The following is an 18,085-nucleotide window of genomic DNA, read 5'->3' as shown; positions in this document are numbered from 1 at the left end:
CTTTTCCTGGTGAGTGGAACCGCTTTTTGTGTTGGGTCGGACCGTATTTTCCCATAAAATGGCAACCGTAGAAATTAACGATCTTTTCGTAGAAATAATGAAGCTTTTCTTAGAGATTAATTGGATTTTCGTAGAAATTAATGCTATTTCCGTAGAGAATATTGTTAGTTCCGTAGAGATTATAGATTGCCTCCTTAAAATTTATATACCCAAGCAGGTAATAGCACTTATTTGTAGAACATATTAAAGGGTGAAATCCAAAATTTTTAGGAGTGAACAAGTTTTGATAGTAAAAAGAAGAATAATTCCTTTTAGAATCAAGGAAAATGATGCGATTTTGAGAAGATTGCCTGACCAACATCCTAAACGTTCGGATGTAGTCCATGATTCCTTTTATACTATGGCCGGCCATAAAGGTGAAGTAGCGCTAGACTATTACACTGGCTTACTGCATGAAGACAAATTTCATATTTTTCAGGGTTTACGGTTAAAAACAGGCGAAACCCATTTCCAAATGGATTCATTACTCCTCTCCCCTTCTTTCGGTCTTATTATCGAAGCCAAAAATATGGCTGGTACCCTTACCTTCAATTCTCCTTTCAACCAAATGGACCGCACCTACAATGACAAAATCGATACTTTTGACGATCCTCTTTTACAAGCAAAAAGGCACCGATTACTTTTACAGAAGTGGCTTAAACTAAACCAATTCCCACCGATTTCAATCGAATATCTCGTTTTCAGCAGCAACTCTTCCACCGCATTACGAAATCCATTTAATGATCCCGAAGTCTACGAGCGCGTTTGTCCCCCTGGTAAAATCATTTTCAAAATTGAAGAGCTCCTTTCTAAGCACACAAAAGAAATCCTTACACTAAAAGAATTTAAGAAACTGAGCAAGGTTTTGTTAAAGAGTGATGACCCTTTAGGCTCTCACATTCACCATTACAAGATTCCGCCTGAAGATTACCTGACAGGTGTACAATGCCCCTCCTGTTCAAAGTACGCAATGGACAGGTTCTGTGGTTCCTGGCATTGTTCTTATTGTGGTACAGAGTCGAAAGATGCTCATTTACAAGCCCTTGAGGATTATTTTCTATTGATTGATCAAACGATTAACAACCGGCAATTCCGCGATTTTGTCCACTTAGATTCTGTTAAATTAGCATCCAAGCTGCTTTCGAGTTCAAATCTGAAAGCCTTAGGTAAGACGAAAAGTAGAACTTATACTCAGATAGGGCTTCCTAAATAGAAAAATCCCCCGATCTCTGTCGGAGGATCCCATAAAATTATAGAGTTAACTTCGAACGCAGATAAGCATCAATAAACTGGTCAATATCCCCGTCCATAACTGCCTGGACGTTTCCAGATTCCGCACCTGTACGGTGGTCTTTAACCATTGAATAAGGGTGGAATACATATGAACGGATTTGGCTGCCCCAGCCGATTTCCTTTTGTTCACCGCGTATTTCATCAAGTTCAGCCTGCTGCTGTTCGATTTCACGCTGGTAGAGTTTAGCCTTCAGCATCTTCATCGATGTTTCACGGTTCTTGATCTGTGAGCGTTCTGCCTGTGAGGAAACAACGACACCCGTTGGTAAATGGGTGATACGGACAGCTGAGTCGGTTGTATTGATATGCTGCCCGCCTGCGCCGCTCGCACGGTAGGTATCAATTTTCAGATCTTCAGTACGGATTTCGATTTCGATCTCGTTGTTGAACTCCGGCATAACCTCGCATGATACGAATGATGTATGACGGCGGCCAGAGGAGTCAAATGGTGAGATACGTACTAAACGGTGGACACCTTTTTCCGCTTTTAAATAACCGTAAGCATTGTGACCCTTGATCGCCAGCGTCACACTCTTGATTCCCGCTTCATCACCAGGGAGGTAATCCAGAGTCTCAACCTTGAACCCGCGCTTTTCCGCCCAGCGAGTATACATCCTTAGGAGCATAGAACCCCAATCCTGTGACTCGGTTCCACCAGCGCCAGGATGCAGTTCAAGAATGGCATTATTCTTATCGTGTTCTTCACTTAAAAGAAGCTGAAGCTCAAACTCACTCATGCGCTCAGTGAATTCTTTAAGCTCCTTCTCAAGCTCATCCTGAAGCTCAGCATCGCTCTCTTCTTTCACAAGCTCATATGTTAAATCGAGATTCTCATATGTCTCATAAAGCTCATGAAAGACATTGACCTGTTCCTTCAGACCGTTCGCTTCATTGATGACTACCTGTGCCTTCTGCTGATCATCCCAGAAATCCGGTGCCAGCATACTGTCATCGAGCTCAGCTATACGCGCTTCCTTATTTTCGAGGTCAAAGAGACCCCCTAAAGTCCGCTAATTTCTTAGCTGATTTCTCAAGCTCATTCCTGATATCTGCTAATTCCATATCGTTCACCTCATATAAAAGTTATTTACTATTATAGCTTCTTTGAAGAATTATTCCACACATCCGAAGAAGCACATCACGCAAACTTCAAAAAAGAAAACCAGCGGTCCCCCGCCGGCTTTACTCCTTTAAAGCACTCTTTATTTTCTTTACAATCTATAATCTTTATTCCGCTTTGCCGCAGCAGTTTTTGTACTTTTTGCCGCTGCCGCAGATGCATGCGTCGTTGCGGCCTACGTCCATTGACTTAACTACTGGTTTTTTCTTGACCTTGCCGCCTTCGTCTTCTTTTGGATTTACGGCGTGGCCTTTGGCAACTTCCTGGCGCTCTAGGTTGCTGCGGATTTCGGCTTTCATGATATATTTAGCAACGTCTTCTTCAATAGAAAGAATCATGTTTTCGAACATTGCGAAGCCTTCATGCTGGTATTCGCGCAGTGGATCGATCTGTCCGTATGCACGGAGATGGATACCCTGGCGAAGCTGATCCATCTGGTCGATGTGGTCCATCCACTTCGAGTCAACGGAACGAAGCACGATTACTTTTTCAAACTCGCGCATTTGCTCGTCAGTCAGCATTTCTTCTTTTTCATCGTAACGCTCTTTTACTTTTGCAAGGATTGTTTCAACGATATCATCCTGCTCTTTGCCGCGGAGGTCTTCAACAGTGATATCACCTTCGTGAAGCAGGTTGCCGTTCACGTAATCGATGATGTTACCAAGCTCCCACTTTTCCATATCCTCGCCTGCAGGCGTATGGGCAGCGACGTTCCGCCCCAATGAAGACTTAATCATCGTTTCTACTATACCGCGAAGGTTCTCAGATTCAAGAACCTCATCACGCTGCTTGTAGATGATTTCACGCTGCTGGCGCAAAACATCATCATACTGAAGCAATTGTTTACGAGCATCAAAGTTGTTGCCCTCAACACGCTTCTGAGCGGATTCAACAGCCTTCGAAACCATTTTACTCTGGATTGGCTGGGTATCATCCATGCCAAGTCGCTCCATCATTGTTTTCATATTGTCAGAACCAAAGCGGCGCATCAGTTCATCTTCCATAGAAAGATAGAATTGAGTCACACCCGGGTCTCCCTGACGTCCAGAACGTCCACGAAGCTGGTTATCGATACGACGGCTCTCATGGCGCTCTGTACCGACAACAGCAAGTCCGCCTACTTCTTTAACACCTTCGCCTAGTTTGATGTCCGTACCACGGCCCGCCATGTTCGTAGCGATTGTCACAGCGCCTTTTTGTCCGGCTTCTGCAATGATCTCAGCTTCACGCTCATGGTTTTTCGCGTTCAGGACATTGTGCTTAATCCCTTTTTTCGTTAAATAGCCAGAGATTAATTCTGATGTTTCAATCGCAACAGTACCGACAAGAACTGGCTGCCCTTTTTGGTGGCGTTCAGCTATGTCCTCAGCTACAGCGCGGAACTTCCCTTGCATAGACGCATAAATCAAATCCGGACGGTCGTCACGGGCAATCGGACGGTTCGTCGGAATGACAACAACGTTCATGTTGTAAATATTGCGGAATTCCTCTTCCTCTGTCTTCGCGGTACCAGTCATACCGGAAAGCTTTTCATACATACGGAAGTAGTTCTGGAATGTGATCGTCGCAAGTGTCATGCTTTCATTTTGGATATCAAGGCCTTCTTTTGCCTCGATTGCCTGGTGAAGACCTTCACTGTAGCGACGGCCCTTCATCAAACGTCCTGTGAATTGGTCAACGATGACGATCTCGCCGTCCTGAACAACATAATCCACATCCAAATGCATGCTCGCATTTGCTTTTAACGCCTGGTTGATATGGTGAAGCAATGTTACATGCTTAATGTCAAAAAGGTTTTCGATACCAAAGGCGCGTTCTGACTTCGTGATTCCTTCTTCAGTCAGCTGGACACCCTTCGTTTTTTCATCATATGTGTAATCCTCTTCACGCTTCAATGTGCGGACGAAGGCATTTGCCTGGATATAAAGTGCCGCCGATTTTTGCGCAGATCCCGAAATGATCAATGGCGTACGCGCTTCATCGATCAGGATGGAGTCAACTTCATCGATTACACAGAAGTGCAGTGGACGCTGAACCTTTTGCTCCATATAAAGCACCATGTTGTCACGCAGATAATCGAATCCGAATTCGTTGTTCGTACCGTAAGTAATATCCGCACGATATGCTTCCTGTTTCTCTTCCTTAGTCATGCTGTTCAGGTTCAAACCAACAGTCAATCCAAGGAATTCATACAGCTTGCCCATCTCAGTCGCGTCACGGCTTGCCAGGTATTCGTTGACAGTGATAACGTGAACACCCTTGCCTGTAATCGCGTTTAGGTAAACCGGCATTGTCGCTGTCAACGTCTTACCTTCACCAGTCTTCATCTCGGAGATATTGCCTTCGTGAAGGGCAACGCCACCCATGAGCTGGACTTTATATGGATAAAGGCCAAGGACACGCTTCGCTGCTTCGCGGACTACCGCAAACGTTTCAACAAGCAGGTCATCTGCTGACTCGCCTTTTTGGTAACGGCTTTTGAATTCCTCCGTCTTTTCCTTTAACTGCTCGTCCGAGAGTTTTTCCATATCTCCTGCCAGCGCATCAATTTGATCCGCTAGTTTAGTCAGCTTTTTGATATCGCGTTTATTCTGGTCGAAAATTTTCGTTAAAATCCCCATACAGACGCTCCTTTTATCTATTGAATCTGGTTGTATTTTTATCAAATCATCGCTTTTATTTGTACTTTAAAATGAATCCCAAAGAAAAAAGATTCGCTCTGAATGCACCGAATCCCTTTTAGAAAAATTCGATTTATTTCCCCTTCTATCTTACCACTTACACAATGGGGTGACAACTTATGCAGAATGGCGGCGGGTATTGGTGGAATTCTGCCCGGCTACGAAAAAAAATCCCCCTGATGTCAGAGGGACTGATATTTATTGATTTTTCATGAACTCTAAAACTTCCAAATCAATCTTGCCTTTCTCCTGCTCTCTTTCCTCGAAGTTTTCTGTGTGGATATATGCATTCAGGGCTTTGTACAGCTCCTCGTCATCAGTAGGATCGGCTTTTAAATATTCCAGCCGTTTGAGATGGATGACTACCTCTGCCTTCACATCGCCTTCAATTGCTACTATATTCTCCGGCTTCGCCTTTGCAAAATAAAGCTGCTGCAGCTCATAAATACGAATCAGTTCTTTGATTGGTTCTGGGTGGTCATCGACACGCAAGTCAATAAAGCGATCGTTGTAGCCGCCGTAACCGCCGTTTTCTTTAACAACCAGCAGCGCGGCTGACTGCTGACCCCTGCTGTCTCCACCGGCTTGCTGCCCTGCCTCCAAAGCCATTAGCAAGCGGTGTGCCAAAGAACCTTCCGTTGATTCAAACGTTTCAGCCATTTCCTGAACCGTCTTTTCATCTACTAAAATATTACCCTGCGCGGCAAAGTGCTTGCCTGTAACCCCGCCTGCCCAGTCATAGCAATATGTACCTGTGAAGGTTGCTGCATTTCCTTCTGCATCAATTAAGCCAACCTGGCGCATTTCTTTATCCTTATCGTCCTTCGTCATCAGCTCCATTACTTCCTCTGCTGATTTGCCTTGAGCCATCCATTCAAGCGCCTGCGGACCATAAGCAGTGTTTGCGTAAGACTGAGTAGCAACAGCCCCAACTCCAGCCTTCGCAAACGGTACAACCGCACCAACACCCAAAAACTTGGACTGTACAGCAATTCCCCATTCTTTTTCCTGGGGGTCATAGCCTACGATTGAAAATGTCATTTAGTATCGCCTCCTGTAAAAATTATTTTTCGGCATCCGGTATATAAATTCCTGTCGAGGGCAAAATGAAACCCACAGCCAAAATCTGACTGTGGGTCGAGGTTATGATGGATAGCTAGTTTCCTGTTTAAGAAAATAGCCTTATTGAGCTTCGATCAGACCATAACGGCCGTCATTACGCTTGTAAACGACGTTCGTTTGATTTGTCTCAGCATTTGTGAACACATAGAAGCTGTGACCCAACATGTTCATTTGCAGGATCGCTTCTTCGCTGTCCATTGGCTTCAAGTCGAAGCTCTTTGTACGGACAACTTCCAGATCCTCTTCATCTTCAAACTGCTCAACTTCTGAGAAAATTGGAACGAAGTCCTTCAGACTGTCCTTGTCACGGAATTTGCGGTTCACCTTTGTTTTGTGCTTGCGGATTTGACGCTCCAATTTGTCAGTGATCAAATCGATTGCTGCATACATATCTTCATGAAGCTCCTCTGCACGAAGCACCAGGTCCTTCATTGGAATTGTAATTTCAACTTTTGATTTTTTATCTTGGTAAACTTTCAAATTCACATTTACATTGGCATTGGGTGACTCCGTAAAATAACGCTCAAGCTTAGCAACCTTTTTCTCAATATACTCTCTGATTGCTGGAGTTACCTCAATGTTTTCTCCACGAATGTTGTAGTTCATAGTGGACTCCTCCTTTGGGATATGACTATGTATTACTAATTCTATTTTACCCCAAAGAACTCCTGCAAAAACAGTCAGAAAATTTGACGAATTTATGTCTATTTTTATTGTCGAAATAGTAGTTATTTTGTAAAAGCCTGTCCAGACATGGAAAAACCGCCCGAAATGGTGCGGTTAATTAATGTAATAGGGTAATAACTCATGATCGATTTGCTCTTTCCAGACCAAGAAAACTGGATATATTTTATCACAAATAATTTGCCCACTTTTGGAATCTACTTCGTGGGCAAACAATTCCGTTGCCTCAAGTACCTCTTCGAACTGTTCGAATCTCTTCACAAGGACTGGATTATCCGCAAATATTTCAATAATAATTGTATGCGAATAAGCAATTTGCAAAAAAGCAAGGAGGATATCATTCCACAACTCCTTGGTTTCTTCATATTTTAAATTATCGACACACACTTTTATATGCTTAAATGCTTCCCCGATCCCCTCAATCAACGCTGAATAATTCATAATATGAATGGATTTTATTTCATTCAAAGTTGTCATCCATCCACCTAATTTCTTTTGTCGTAGAACATGCCGTCAATAGATACCGAGGCGTATGGATTCTGATATTTATGCGAATTTTCTTTTCGCTGTTTCAAATCCTTTAAATCCTTTTGGATCTGTGTTTTTTCCTGCAGTAAAAGCATTTTAAGCTTTTGATTGAGCATCAGCACTTTATCAGCAAGGTTTGCCTCTTCTGAAACAGGGCGTCTAATGTCCTTTAGCAAATCATCACGCTCAGCCAGCAGCTGATCTACAAGATTTATTTTTTCATCCCTGTCCTGATGATTTTCAAGAACCTCAACAAGCTTCAAGGTTACTTCATAAAAATGTTCAAGCGCGCTCATTAAACCCTGCCATCCGGTGAAAATTGCTTTTGCCTGTTGATCTGGATGACCTGCTTCCACGTATCCCTGAATTCAGTCACAAGCCCCTCAACCTCTGTCAGGATTTCATTATCGTTCTTAATATTCGCTTCGACTAGCCTTCTAAGCATGTAATCATAAAGAGTCAGCATTTGCTTGGATACTTCGATATCAGGATTCAAGGTAACCATCAATTCACGGACAATATCCTGAGCTCTTAAAATACTATTATTTTTATCCTGAATGTTCTTCTCATCAATCGCTTTTTTTGCCTGGTGGATGAATTTCAGACATCCATTATAAAGCATTAGCGTCAATTCCCCTGGAGAAGCTGTGTTGACGGAATTCTGCTTATAGGATTGGTACGGATTTGGTATTGCCATCATTCCACTTCCTTTCTTACATGCCGCTGCTGAATTGAGACATCAAATATGATGACTGTTCATTCGCCTTCTGAATCGCCTTTTCCATTGCAGTGAACTGGCGCCAATAGCGGTCTTCTACTTTGACTAAACGATCTTCGAAGCTATTAATCTGCTTATCAATTGCCGTTAGGTTTCTTCCAAGCGTGAACTGTGCGTTTGTACGCATGTTGTTCCCAGCACGCGTTTCAATAGTAGTAATAGTATCCTTAATTGTAGTCCTCAGTCTTCTTGCAAGACCTTGGGAGTTCGGATCAGTGCTGTCATTTGTAAAAAGTTTATAGATTGCGTTTGGATCATTCTTGATAGCTTCACGCAGCTTGTTTTCATCAATGACGAGCTTCCCGCGATCCAAGTAATTTTTAGAAGTAGTGATCCCGATTTCAGATAACTGGTCATAATTATTATTCACATCATCAGTGTCAGTACCTACCCTGCCGTAAAGATCCATTCGCATTTTATTCAGTGCGCCGGATAGGATCGAATCATTGCGAAGCATACCGCTTTTCGCCTTCTCATCCCACATCTCAGCCTGCTTCTCGCTCATTGCTTCCCTTTCCTCATCGGAAAGCGGCTGATATTTGCGATAGCGCTCCTCGGTTATCTCTGAATTGATTCCTGCGATCGTTTCGTTGTATTTATTAACAAAGTCCTTTATAGACGTAAAGATCGCTTCTTCGTCCGTGGCAGAGTTAACCATTACTGTATTTGTACCTGTTGTTTGTTTTAACGTATATTCAAATCCGTTGATAACAACAGTATTAGTTGAGCGCTGTGTTTGCAGTCCATTGATGGTAAAATCAGCGTTTACTCCTGCTTTTCCGCGAAGGGCTGTAGCTGCAGCATCGCTGTCTGCATCCATTCCCAGTGATGCGGTCAAAAAGTCACCTGTCAGTTTTATTTCAGGACCAGTATTGTCACCAGTATTTTTCGCAGTAAGCGAGAACTTTCCTGATACTGAATCGTAGAATGCCACTACCCCTGCTTGAGAACTGTTGATTTTATCAATCACTGTATTCAATGAATCGACAGCAGGATCAAATGATATCGCGACCTCAGCCCCGAGGTTCCCATCATTTCCGATAGATTGGATTTTAATTTCATTTTGTGTAAAATCCTGTGCCAAAGATCCTCGCTGACTATCGAGGGTCTTACTCGGGTCGAAAGTTGCCCCAGCCTTCACAATACTTCCATTACTAGTCATATAAGCAGATTCAGCCAGTGTGTGCACTTGAATGCTTGAATTTAAATTTGAAGTAGCATTAACATTCCGCACAGAAACTGCACTCTCATTTGACGTTGTTACTGTCTTTTTTGTAAAAGTAGACTGGCGGAAAATGCCGTCAAATACAAATTGATCTAAATTCGCAAGCACTTTATTCATCGCCCGGTAATCATCGCGCTGCCATTCAAGTACCTGTTTCTTTTGATGCAGCTTGTTCAATGGAATTCTTTCTGCTTTCATTAAATCGCCGACAAGCGAATCAATGTCCATGCCGCTTGCGAGGCCGCCTATCCTTACCATCCATCTGCACCTGCTTTCTAGATTTTCTTATCAACTATTAAGCCGAGGAATTCAGTCATTGCCGCATAAAAGTCGAGCATTTTTTTCGGCGGAATCTCCCTGACAACTTCCTTCGTTTTTTCATCTACTAGAGTTACATAATACTCTTGAAGTTTTTCATGATACTGGAACTTCAAAGAAGTATGGCTTTGCTGGAGGAATTTATTCAATCCCTCTACAACACCTTCCACTTTTTCTTTAGGAATGATTTGCGAGGCGTCTTTTGCTGTACCTTGTACTGGACTCTTTTCCGCTTCGCTCGTAGTTTTAATATCAATGTTGTCAATTTTCGTCTTAATCGTATCGTTGATGTATGTACTCGCTGTATCTGAAGAGAGACGGTTAATCATGATTTTGCCCCCTCAAAAGCACAAATTATATTGTTTATATCGGCCTGTCTGTATCAATTCTTTAACATTTTGTGAAAAATAAAAAGCTTCCTCAGCCGAGAAAGCTTTACGTATATATATTGATCAGCATACCTTGGATCTCACCGACTAGACCTAAAAGATCAATGCCCTTTTTCTCTTTATCAAGTACTGTGTTAGTAAGATCAATGAGCTTACTGTCTACTTCTTTTACAAGCTTATAAATTTTAGAGGATCCACGCTGACTGAAGCCTCGGTGTTCCTTAAGCTCGAGGCCATTTTTCACGGCATCCTCCATAAAATCCTTTACTAGCTTTTTATATTTTTTCAAATTCTCGACAGATCTAGTGTCAACAAGCTTCGTCCCCTGATCTTCGATTTCCTTCATCTTCTTGCTTAAACGTTCAAAAGTAACATCAGTGCGACGCTGGCTGACTACTTCGCTGAATGAAATTGAATCCTTAGCGACTGCTTCCTTCATTCCCGTCTTAGCAACTGAAGCTCTTGAAACACGTTGAATATCCATACGTTCACACCTTTACTAATTATGACTTACTCTATTATAGCTGATACTAAACATAAAAAGGGAGAGGCAATTGTAGCCTCTCGCCTATTAAAATTATTTAAGCAGTTGAAGAACTCCCTGAGGCATCTGGTTAGCCTGTGAAAGCATCGCCTGAGCTGCCTGGTTCAGGATATTGTTCTTTGTGAAGTTTGACATTTCCTTTGCCATATCAAGATCGCGGATACGGGATTCAGAGGATGTTACGTTTTCGGTCATCGTTCTTAGGTTGTTTACTGTGTGCTCGAGACGATTTTGGATTGATCCAAGACGGGCACGCTCAGAGGAAACCTGTTGGATTGCATCAGAAAATACAGTAATAGCAGCTTGTGCTTTTTCGTGTGAAGTCAGGTCTACGGCAAATTCAGTATTTTCTGCTGAAACTCCGTCATTTACATCAGAAGTTGTTGTATACCAAACCTTTTGCAAAGTTCCGTTTTGTAATGTGACAGATGCTTCGCCTGTAACTTCTGAACTTACATTTAATGCCTGAGAACGCATGTCATTTACTTCAAGTGTTACAGATTGTCCAGCATTTGCACCAATCTGGAAGTTCAGTGAGCTGTCCTGGCCTGTTGTAGCCTCCTTGACTTCAAAGTTGAAAGAACCTTCTTTTAATGCAAGGCTATTCAGGCTTAAACCTTCAATTACGTCGAAAGCAAGAACGACTGGCTCTACTCCGTCAGCCACACTTGGTGCTACAACCTGCTCTAAGCCGCCCATTTCAACAGTATATTTATAGAATGGTTCAGCAGCTGTTGTGCTGAAAGTGATCTTGTCTGTATCTGCCATATCAATCGTCGCAAATTGGAACGAAATTCCATGGTTATTATATAAATCTTTTTCACCTACAGTATCTGTAATTGTAGGAGTAGTACCGCCTGCAGGAGTGAATTCAACCTTCCAGTTTGATCCGTCTTTAGTCAGGCTCCAATCGCCAGTTTCTACGGCTGTAGATACTGTAATCGACTGTGCAAATGTTACAGCATTGTTGCCTGTATTCCCAGATGCAAATCCCTGCTGCAGTGTGCCTACTGTTCCCGCTTCAGCATCTATAGTGAACTCTGCCTTGTCGCCAGCAGCGAATCCAGCTGCATCCTCGATTGTGAAAGTGATTCCGTGATTATTGTACTCTGTACCGATTGAGTATGTATCATCAATTGTTCCAGAACTATCCTTAACACTAAAAGTATTAGCATCAATCATTTCAAGTGTGATTTTGTCATTTAGAGCTGGGGCTGGATTTCCCTGACTCCGGTCAAAAGCAATTCCATTGCCTGCAAAAGTAAGGGTTCCAGAACCTGTAACTGTTAAATCACTTGTTGAAAGCTCAATAACTTCTGTAGTTTGTCCATTAGGAAGAAATGCTCCTGCTGGTGACTTTTTAACATTGATTGAATAGTTGCCTGGCTCAAGTTCACCGCTAACCGTTAGATCCAATCCTGTGGATGCATCAAACTGGCTCGTTGCACCATCTGCAAATACTCTTCCATTTGTCGATGTATTGTTCTTCCTGCTTCCATCAAGCAATGAAGCACTGTTGAATTCAGTTGAGTTACCAATTCTATTAAGCTCAGAAGTCAGCTGGTTCACTTCCTTCTGGATTTCAGCCCGGTCTGTGTCTGTATAAGAATCGTTAGCTGCTTGTACTGCTAGTTCGCGCATGCGCTGAAGGATTTCGTGTGAAGATGAAAGTGCACCTTCAGCTGTCTGGATCAAAGAAATTCCGTCAAGTGCGTTTCTTTCAGCCATTTCCAAGCCGCGGATTTGGGAGCGCATTTTTTCAGAGATTGCCAGACCAGCAGCATCATCTGAAGCTTTGTTGATTCTTAGGCCTGAAGACAATTTCTCTAGGCTCTTTGCAGTGTTCGTATTGTTAACAGCTAGATTGCGATATGCATTCAAAGCAGAAATATTATGGTTGATTCTCATTTTCTTTTCTCCCTCTATCTCTCGTTAGTTTTGGACTCTCATTATGCTGTTTTCATATGCAGAAACTTTTCGGACAGTACTCGATTGAGAGACATTCACTTTTTTCTTTAAAATGTCATTCCACGCCTGAGCGATCGGTTCGATTAGTTTAATTATTTCACTTAAAAGAGATATGTCCTTCTTTAAATTTGCCTGGATAATCTGCTCGGCCATATAGTTATAAAGCAGGTCAAGCTGTTGCCCAATTGGTCCAGCTTCATACTTCAGCCCGACACCAAGTCTATGTAAAATATCATTTGTCCGCTGAAGCTTAGCATTCGCCTGCACATAGGACTTCTCATTAATAAGTTCGATTGCCTGTTCCAGGTTATCAATGATCCCTTCATAAAGGAGAGCGGTTAATTCCTGGGGGCTTTTCTTGAAGATGACGTCTTTAGTCAGGGCCTCCATCATATACCTCCGTAGTTGGTAACTATTGATTTTATCGGTAATACCAGTCGAAGTTTAATAGTTTTTTTCTATTTCTTCCAGCAAAATGAAGATCTCTGCTATAACTCCATATAACTGAGGAGGGACTGAATCCCCAAGGTCTATATCAAGCAGATTCTGGAGCAACGATGAATCTTCTTGTAGATAAACATTATTTTTCTTTGCGAGTTCAATGATTTTCTCAGCTACTTGCCCAGTACCATGGGCAACGACTGTTGGAGATTTCCCTTGTTCTTCATCATATTTAATAACGGCCGCAGAAGGTCCATTTGCAGCCCTGCGATTAATCTGGTTAAAATAGTGGCTGTTCATATTGAAAAATCATACCCTTTCTCGGTAAAAGCCGGGGTCATTGATTGGCTCTGGTTTTCATCGCTAAAAGTTTGAACACTTGCCGAAGCCTTCTTTGTTTTTAGTGCTTCAAGGTTATAGCCAATTTCTTGCAGACGCACTTTCGATATTTCTGACATTGGTGACAGAACGTGTTCCAAATTGTCTTTATTGCTGTTAAAAGTAATTGAGACATTCCGATTTTGTGCCGTTACCATAATACCTACTTCACCGAGCTTCTTTGTCTCGAGGACGAAATAAAGACTGCAATTCTCCCAATCTATTTTCTCGCCAGACTTTTGGGAATTGATGAATACCTTGATATTCTCCGTTTTTTGATTAAGAAGAAACGGCATTTGCATGAATAGATTCTGCATCCCAGATGAATCCTGTTTATTTAGCAGCTGCTGGCCCGTCAGGCTGGAAAGTGCCTGCTCAGCTTTCACCGCTTGTGCTTCGCCTTCCTGAGTCATTTTGATAAGCATCGATTTTACATTGCTGCCCACTTCTTCCTGTTCAGCCTTTGAACCGAATACAAGGCTGTTCGCTGCATCGTTTTCATGGGTTAATCCTAACCTTTTTAAGGATTCAAACACCTGACGAGCAGAATAATCTTGTTCAGGCATTGGCCGCACTGCTTGCTTGATTCCGAAGGCGAATTGGTCTTCCATTGTTGCAACGGATTTCAAAAGGCTTTGTTCTGATACAAAATGCTGCACCCTTGTAGTGGACGGCTTAAAGATAGTCTGGTCCAATACCGCCTTTACTTCTGTTACAATCTGGCTCGCCTGGCTATAGTCACCCTTTGCCAAAAGATTTCGAGCTTCCGTTAACCGGGAACTTGCAGTCAGCATCTTCTTCTCGGTCAACATATCGGTATAAAGCATGAAATTACTTTTAAGAATCGCGTTATCCAGCTTATTAATTGCCGCATCAAGCGTCTGCTTTGCATTCACCTTGCTGCCGCCCTTGTCCAGCAACAGTGAAACATGATCTAGACTTTTCGTGATCTCCTGTTTAACCTTTTTAAAATCAATCGCCATTTGCGAAAGCTTCTTGGTTATCTCCGTCACCAATATGGACTTTGACTGAAGGCTGAGCGCCTGCAATGATTCATTGATGGCATACTGATCTGCTTCGGTAAGGGTTATTGAGTCGGCACCTTTTTGTAAAATTGGATTATCCTTCTCCAGCTGATTGATCGCTTCGGCAAGCACCTTCCGAGCCGCTAGTTCCCTGCCCTGATCTGAAAGCCTTTGTGCTTTTTCATAGGCTGATTTCAATAGAGTAAGATCAATATTATTTTGATCACCGAGCTCCTCAAGGGCTTCACTTACAACTTGAAGTACCTTTGATATCGACGGTTCCTTTTGCACCTCTTTAACAAGTGATTGGAGTTTAACAAGGTCTTGATCATTACCGGTGTCAGCCGGTATTTCCTTCAATAAAAGTGCAAGGGTTTCCAGCGATTTTGAAAGTCTTGCCTGGGAAATCTGCTGTAATTTAATACCATCAGCCCTTAACTGCTCCAACTTAACTTTAAGTTCTTCTGTAGAATTATTATTGTTCAACATTTCGGCTTGAGAAATGCGTTCAGCACCTGCTACCTGAATCTGTAAAGCCTTTACAATTTCCTGATTCAGCTTTTGCAATTCTGGATTAGTGTTTTTTGCAATTGCAACGGTTATTGATTCAATATCTTTTATTGATATTGCTCCTTTTTTTAGCTGCTGCAAAACTAGTTCAATAGTTTTTTCGAGGGGGTTCCCGTCATTCTTATTTGGTTTCACTTTATTAATTTGTAATTCTTTCATTGAAACGGAATTCTTTACAGGAGAATCAAATTCAATTTCTTTTCCCCCTGTAAGTTCTAGCAAAGTATCTTTTAAAGCTGGACCGTGCAAAGCAATATGTATCGCATTTAAATGATTTAAACTTACTGGAAGGTTCTTTTGGGCAATAACTTTTACTGCTTCTATTTTTTCCTGTATTGTTCCTTGCGCTTCATTTATGAATCTATTTAACGCGACGAAATTGTCTTTTGTTAATGGAATAGACTTCGCATCAAGAATTTGGACTGCATTCTTTAGATCAACTTTTTTAGAAGGATCAATCCCTACTTTTAGTAGACGAACATCAATTGATTGGTCTTCAATCGGTTTAGCCGCTGAACTTACACCGGCCTGGCGTAATAGGACCTTCCCTTTTTCAGGCGTTCGAATAACTTCTGCAACTAATCGGTCTGCAGCTGGCACTGATTCTTCAAACTCAGCTCTGTATTCCTGACCTTTAATCATCACGACCGCTTCATTCGCACCTAACCTGTCTTTTACCAGAACAGGAGTAACCTCCCCAGGGTTAATGCGAGTTTGACTTTCATTTAACTGTCTTGAAACCGAATGATTGGTTACTTGCATAACAACACACTCCGCACGAATATATCTATTCTTTGTATCGGCTTCCGTTAAAGTTTTTGAATGAGAATTTTCACCTACTATAATGGGAATTTTTTCAATGTCTGTTGAAAAAATAGCTTATTCTAGCAGGTTATTGGTCTTCCAGTCAGAAACATAAGTGGAGAGCATACTATTAGGGGAGAGTAAAACGTGGGCAATTTAAATTTTGGAAAATATTCTGCACCCGAGACACTAAAACAATTAATCGACTTACAAGCAGACCTTCATCAAAAAAGATTGCTGCCATATGAAGATTTATTAGGCTATTACTTTTCAAATGATGAAGTTGGTGAGCGCTATCTAAATACTCCTGTTGACTTAATATCTTTTGCCCGTCCCGGAATGGACGGCATCCATTATGGATTTCTTACCGACTTTGGTTTGGTGGAGGATTTAGAGAACGCGTATATTGTACGTGTGAGTCCAATGGATTTTGATGACCCGGTAAAAATAGTCGCATGGAACCTGAGGGATTTTATGAGGATGTTATGCTACGCGCCTGCATCTCTAAATTTACTTGATATCAGTTCAAATCAAGTTTACTGCAAAGAGGTGGGACATGAAGATTCAAATATTCTAGAGGATGTAAGTACTCTGCATGTAAGGACAATTTTCAGGGATACCTTTCAGTTGGAACCTATGAATGATATTTATTCGTATTTAAAAAGTGTTAAGGATGAAAGAACGAAAGAAATTGTGGTTCCCACTAATGATGGTGTAGGAGTTGTAAATAATATTTCTAATACAATGGAACATCCAGCATTTGATCTTAATAGAGACAGTTCATTGGAGATTGATAAGGTAAAATTTTTTTTGGAAGGTGTCCCACCAGAAGCTAAACTTGCCTTCATTCGTGATGTACAGTCATTTGGCTTAGTTTTTGACAATGATGAGGTAAAGGCTTATTTTAGGGACCAATTATTATTGTTAAACCTCCCTGATGAGGCAGAAAGGATTATGTTTGAGGTATAAATAGCAAGAGGATTTTCCCGGCTGCTTTAAAATATGTGTAAAAAGAAAGGCTCCTCAAAATGAGGAGCCTCGATTTTACTTTACATCAACTATAGTTGAACCAACTACCAGGTATCCATTTTCAAGATATGAACGGAATTGAAGTTCTACCTTGCCCGGTTTCCAGTCAAAGTCTTCGCGCTCAAATTTAAAATGACCTTTTTCAGCTTGCTTCGTTAAGCCGTTATTATCCAGCTTAGGAGCCACTCCATTTAATGTTGCTGTTGAAACTGCAAATGTCGAACCGCTAAACTCTTGAGGCAAGTTGGCTTTAACTGTGAAGATGCCTTTGTTCCCTTTGATCACTTTTGGCAGGACTTCCAGGGTTAACGGAATGTACACAACAAATTCTTTTTCGAATGTTGTTGTCCAGCCTGCGTGGTCAGTTACTTTAATGGTTAAAGTATATACGCCCGGTTCATCGAGGTTTACTGTGTCGCCATTTTTATAAGCAACTCCATTAAGGGTCACTTCCTCAACTGCCACTCCTGAATGCTCTTCTACTGTTGAGTATGAGATTCCAAATTCGGAACCAAGCATATACTCCTCATTGATGCCAGCATTGATAACAGGTGCTGTCATATCAACCTTAACCAGGATTGTCTTAATGTCTTCTTTATTTCTAGCAACATCAACGCTGTAATACTTAACTTCATTAATACCTTCTTTTGTTATTTTAAAGTTTGTTCCCAGCGTGTATTCAGATCCATTGATTGAGTAGTACGTTTTCGATACACCACTTAGGTTGTCCTCAGCTTTCAATACTACTTCCACATCCGTTTTGGCCCAAATTTCTGAATGATTATCTGAAGTCTTAGGAGTTTCTCCGTCAATTTTTACTTTTTGAGATTTAATTTCTTCTTTATTCCCAGCATGGTCCACACTGTAATACGAAACTTCGTGGATTTTATCTCCGCTTACTGTGAACGATGTACCCTCAACATAATCAGAGCCATCTACAGAGTAATATGTTTTAGCAACTCCGCTTAGGTTGTCTATTGCAGACAATTCCACTTTAATTTCAGTTTGATTCCACTGGTCTTCAATATCTGAAGTAGTGACAGGTGTTTCACTATCAATTTTCAGTGATTGTGTTATAACTTCTTCTTTATTCCCAGCACTATCCATACTGTAATAAGAAACTTCGTGGTTTTTATCTCCGCTTACTGT

General features: G+C 41.7%; 17 protein-coding genes. 2 read left to right on the top strand and 15 right to left on the bottom strand.

What is annotated here, in order from left to right:
• The first annotated feature begins 283 nt into the window (after nt 1-283).
• Nucleotides 284-1,252: a nuclease-related domain-containing protein gene (locus V7654_RS03815; protein ID WP_335428619.1), complete on the top strand. Its 969-nt coding sequence runs from the start codon at nt 284-286 to the stop codon at nt 1,250-1,252.
• Nucleotides 1,253-1,289: 37 nt separating this feature from the next.
• On the opposite strand, the gene prfB is transcribed toward V7654_RS03815, so the two are convergent.
• From prfB to V7654_RS03745, 14 genes are all read right to left on the bottom strand, one after another.
• A protein-coding gene (gene prfB, locus V7654_RS03810) for a peptide chain release factor 2 (protein ID WP_335428618.1) occupies nt 1,290-2,394 on the bottom strand; the annotation gives its coding sequence in 2 pieces (ribosomal slippage) (nt 1,290-2,321 and nt 2,323-2,394; 1,104 coding nt in all).
• Nucleotides 2,395-2,559: 165 nt separating this feature from the next.
• Nucleotides 2,560-5,073, bottom strand: a complete 2,514-nt coding sequence (gene secA, locus V7654_RS03805; RefSeq protein ID WP_335428617.1) for a preprotein translocase subunit SecA — start codon at nt 5,071-5,073, stop codon at nt 2,560-2,562.
• 258 nt (nt 5,074-5,331) lie between these two features.
• Nucleotides 5,332-6,174 (bottom strand): DUF1028 domain-containing protein, encoded by an 843-nt coding sequence (locus V7654_RS03800; protein ID WP_335428616.1) that lies wholly within the window; start codon nt 6,172-6,174, stop codon nt 5,332-5,334.
• Between the two features lie 141 nt (nt 6,175-6,315).
• The gene (gene hpf, locus V7654_RS03795; protein ID WP_335428615.1) at nt 6,316-6,861 is read right to left on the bottom strand and encodes a ribosome hibernation-promoting factor, HPF/YfiA family; all 546 of its coding nucleotides are present in this window, start codon (nt 6,859-6,861) and stop codon (nt 6,316-6,318) included.
• Nucleotides 6,862-7,035: 174 nt separating this feature from the next.
• Nucleotides 7,036-7,416 carry a hypothetical protein gene (locus V7654_RS03790; protein ID WP_335428614.1) on the bottom strand — a complete coding sequence of 127 codons (381 nt, stop codon included), beginning with the start codon at nt 7,414-7,416 and terminating at the stop codon, nt 7,036-7,038.
• An 8-nt stretch (nt 7,417-7,424) separates the two neighbouring features.
• Entirely contained in the window at nt 7,425-7,763 is a 339-nt protein-coding gene (locus V7654_RS03785) for a flagellar protein FliT (protein WP_335428613.1), read from the bottom strand.
• On the bottom strand, nt 7,763-8,164 hold the full coding sequence (gene fliS, locus V7654_RS03780) for a flagellar export chaperone FliS (protein ID WP_335428612.1): 402 nt from the start codon (nt 8,162-8,164) through the stop codon (nt 7,763-7,765). Before fliS (V7654_RS03780) ends, V7654_RS03785 begins: the two co-directional genes overlap by 1 nt.
• Before the next feature lie 16 nt (nt 8,165-8,180).
• Nucleotides 8,181-9,728, bottom strand: coding sequence for a flagellar hook-associated protein 2 (locus V7654_RS03775; RefSeq protein WP_335428611.1), 1,548 nt, complete (start codon nt 9,726-9,728; stop codon nt 8,181-8,183).
• Nucleotides 9,729-9,745: 17 nt separating this feature from the next.
• The gene (flaG, locus tag V7654_RS03770) at nt 9,746-10,117 is read right to left on the bottom strand and encodes a flagellar protein FlaG (RefSeq protein WP_335428610.1); all 372 of its coding nucleotides are present in this window, start codon (nt 10,115-10,117) and stop codon (nt 9,746-9,748) included.
• Nucleotides 10,118-10,223: 106 nt separating this feature from the next.
• Nucleotides 10,224-10,661, bottom strand: a complete 438-nt coding sequence (locus V7654_RS03765; RefSeq protein WP_335428609.1) for a YaaR family protein — start codon at nt 10,659-10,661, stop codon at nt 10,224-10,226.
• 93 nt (nt 10,662-10,754) lie between these two features.
• Entirely contained in the window at nt 10,755-12,629 is a 1,875-nt protein-coding gene (locus V7654_RS03760; RefSeq protein ID WP_335428607.1) for a flagellin, read from the bottom strand.
• Between the two features lie 24 nt (nt 12,630-12,653).
• A complete protein-coding gene (gene fliS, locus V7654_RS03755; protein ID WP_335428605.1) occupies nt 12,654-13,079 on the bottom strand; it encodes a flagellar export chaperone FliS in 426 nt (141 codons plus the stop codon).
• Between the two features lie 54 nt (nt 13,080-13,133).
• On the bottom strand, nt 13,134-13,430 hold the full coding sequence (locus tag V7654_RS03750; protein WP_335428603.1) for an EscU/YscU/HrcU family type III secretion system export apparatus switch protein: 297 nt from the start codon (nt 13,428-13,430) through the stop codon (nt 13,134-13,136).
• Nucleotides 13,427-15,865: a hypothetical protein gene (locus tag V7654_RS03745; protein WP_335428602.1), complete on the bottom strand. Its 2,439-nt coding sequence runs from the start codon at nt 15,863-15,865 to the stop codon at nt 13,427-13,429. Before V7654_RS03745 ends, V7654_RS03750 begins: the two co-directional genes overlap by 4 nt.
• Nucleotides 15,866-16,054: 189 nt before the next feature.
• Between V7654_RS03745 and V7654_RS03740 the strand changes: the two genes are divergently transcribed.
• Nucleotides 16,055-16,876: a hypothetical protein gene (locus V7654_RS03740; protein WP_335428600.1), complete on the top strand. Its 822-nt coding sequence runs from the start codon at nt 16,055-16,057 to the stop codon at nt 16,874-16,876.
• A gap of 75 nt (nt 16,877-16,951) precedes the next feature.
• Here the strand turns inward: V7654_RS03740 and V7654_RS03735 are convergent.
• A partial coding sequence (locus tag V7654_RS03735) for an OmpL47-type beta-barrel domain-containing protein (RefSeq protein ID WP_335428598.1) occupies nt 16,952-18,085 on the bottom strand: 1,134 nt, incomplete at its 5' end.

Source organism: Bacillus sp. JJ1609 (assembly GCF_036967045.1).
In the GTDB taxonomy this organism is placed as follows: Bacteria; Bacillota; Bacilli; order Bacillales; family Cytobacillaceae; genus Mesobacillus.
The sequence above is the reverse complement of the archived record's forward strand: the minus strand, read 5'-3'. Positions and strand labels throughout refer to the sequence as shown.

Coding starts and splice junctions, on each gene's coding strand:
- secA (WP_335428617.1), bottom strand. CDS start 5,073: ATGGGGATTTTAACGAAAATTTTCGACCAGAATAAACGCGATATCAAA.
- V7654_RS03800 (WP_335428616.1), bottom strand. CDS start 6,174: ATGACATTTTCAATCGTAGGCTATGACCCCCAGGAAAAAGAATGGGGA.
- hpf (WP_335428615.1), bottom strand. CDS start 6,861: ATGAACTACAACATTCGTGGAGAAAACATTGAGGTAACTCCAGCAATC.
- V7654_RS03790 (WP_335428614.1), bottom strand. CDS start 7,416: ATGACAACTTTGAATGAAATAAAATCCATTCATATTATGAATTATTCA.
- V7654_RS03785 (WP_335428613.1), bottom strand. CDS start 7,763: ATGAGCGCGCTTGAACATTTTTATGAAGTAACCTTGAAGCTTGTTGAG.
- fliS (WP_335428612.1), bottom strand. CDS start 8,164: ATGGCAATACCAAATCCGTACCAATCCTATAAGCAGAATTCCGTCAAC.
- V7654_RS03775 (WP_335428611.1), bottom strand. CDS start 9,728: ATGGTAAGGATAGGCGGCCTCGCAAGCGGCATGGACATTGATTCGCTT.
- flaG (WP_335428610.1), bottom strand. CDS start 10,117: ATGATTAACCGTCTCTCTTCAGATACAGCGAGTACATACATCAACGAT.
- V7654_RS03765 (WP_335428609.1), bottom strand. CDS start 10,661: ATGGATATTCAACGTGTTTCAAGAGCTTCAGTTGCTAAGACGGGAATG.
- V7654_RS03760 (WP_335428607.1), bottom strand. CDS start 12,629: ATGAGAATCAACCATAATATTTCTGCTTTGAATGCATATCGCAATCTA.
- fliS (WP_335428605.1), bottom strand. CDS start 13,079: ATGGAGGCCCTGACTAAAGACGTCATCTTCAAGAAAAGCCCCCAGGAA.
- V7654_RS03750 (WP_335428603.1), bottom strand. CDS start 13,430: ATGAACAGCCACTATTTTAACCAGATTAATCGCAGGGCTGCAAATGGA.
- V7654_RS03745 (WP_335428602.1), bottom strand. CDS start 15,865: ATGCAAGTAACCAATCATTCGGTTTCAAGACAGTTAAATGAAAGTCAA.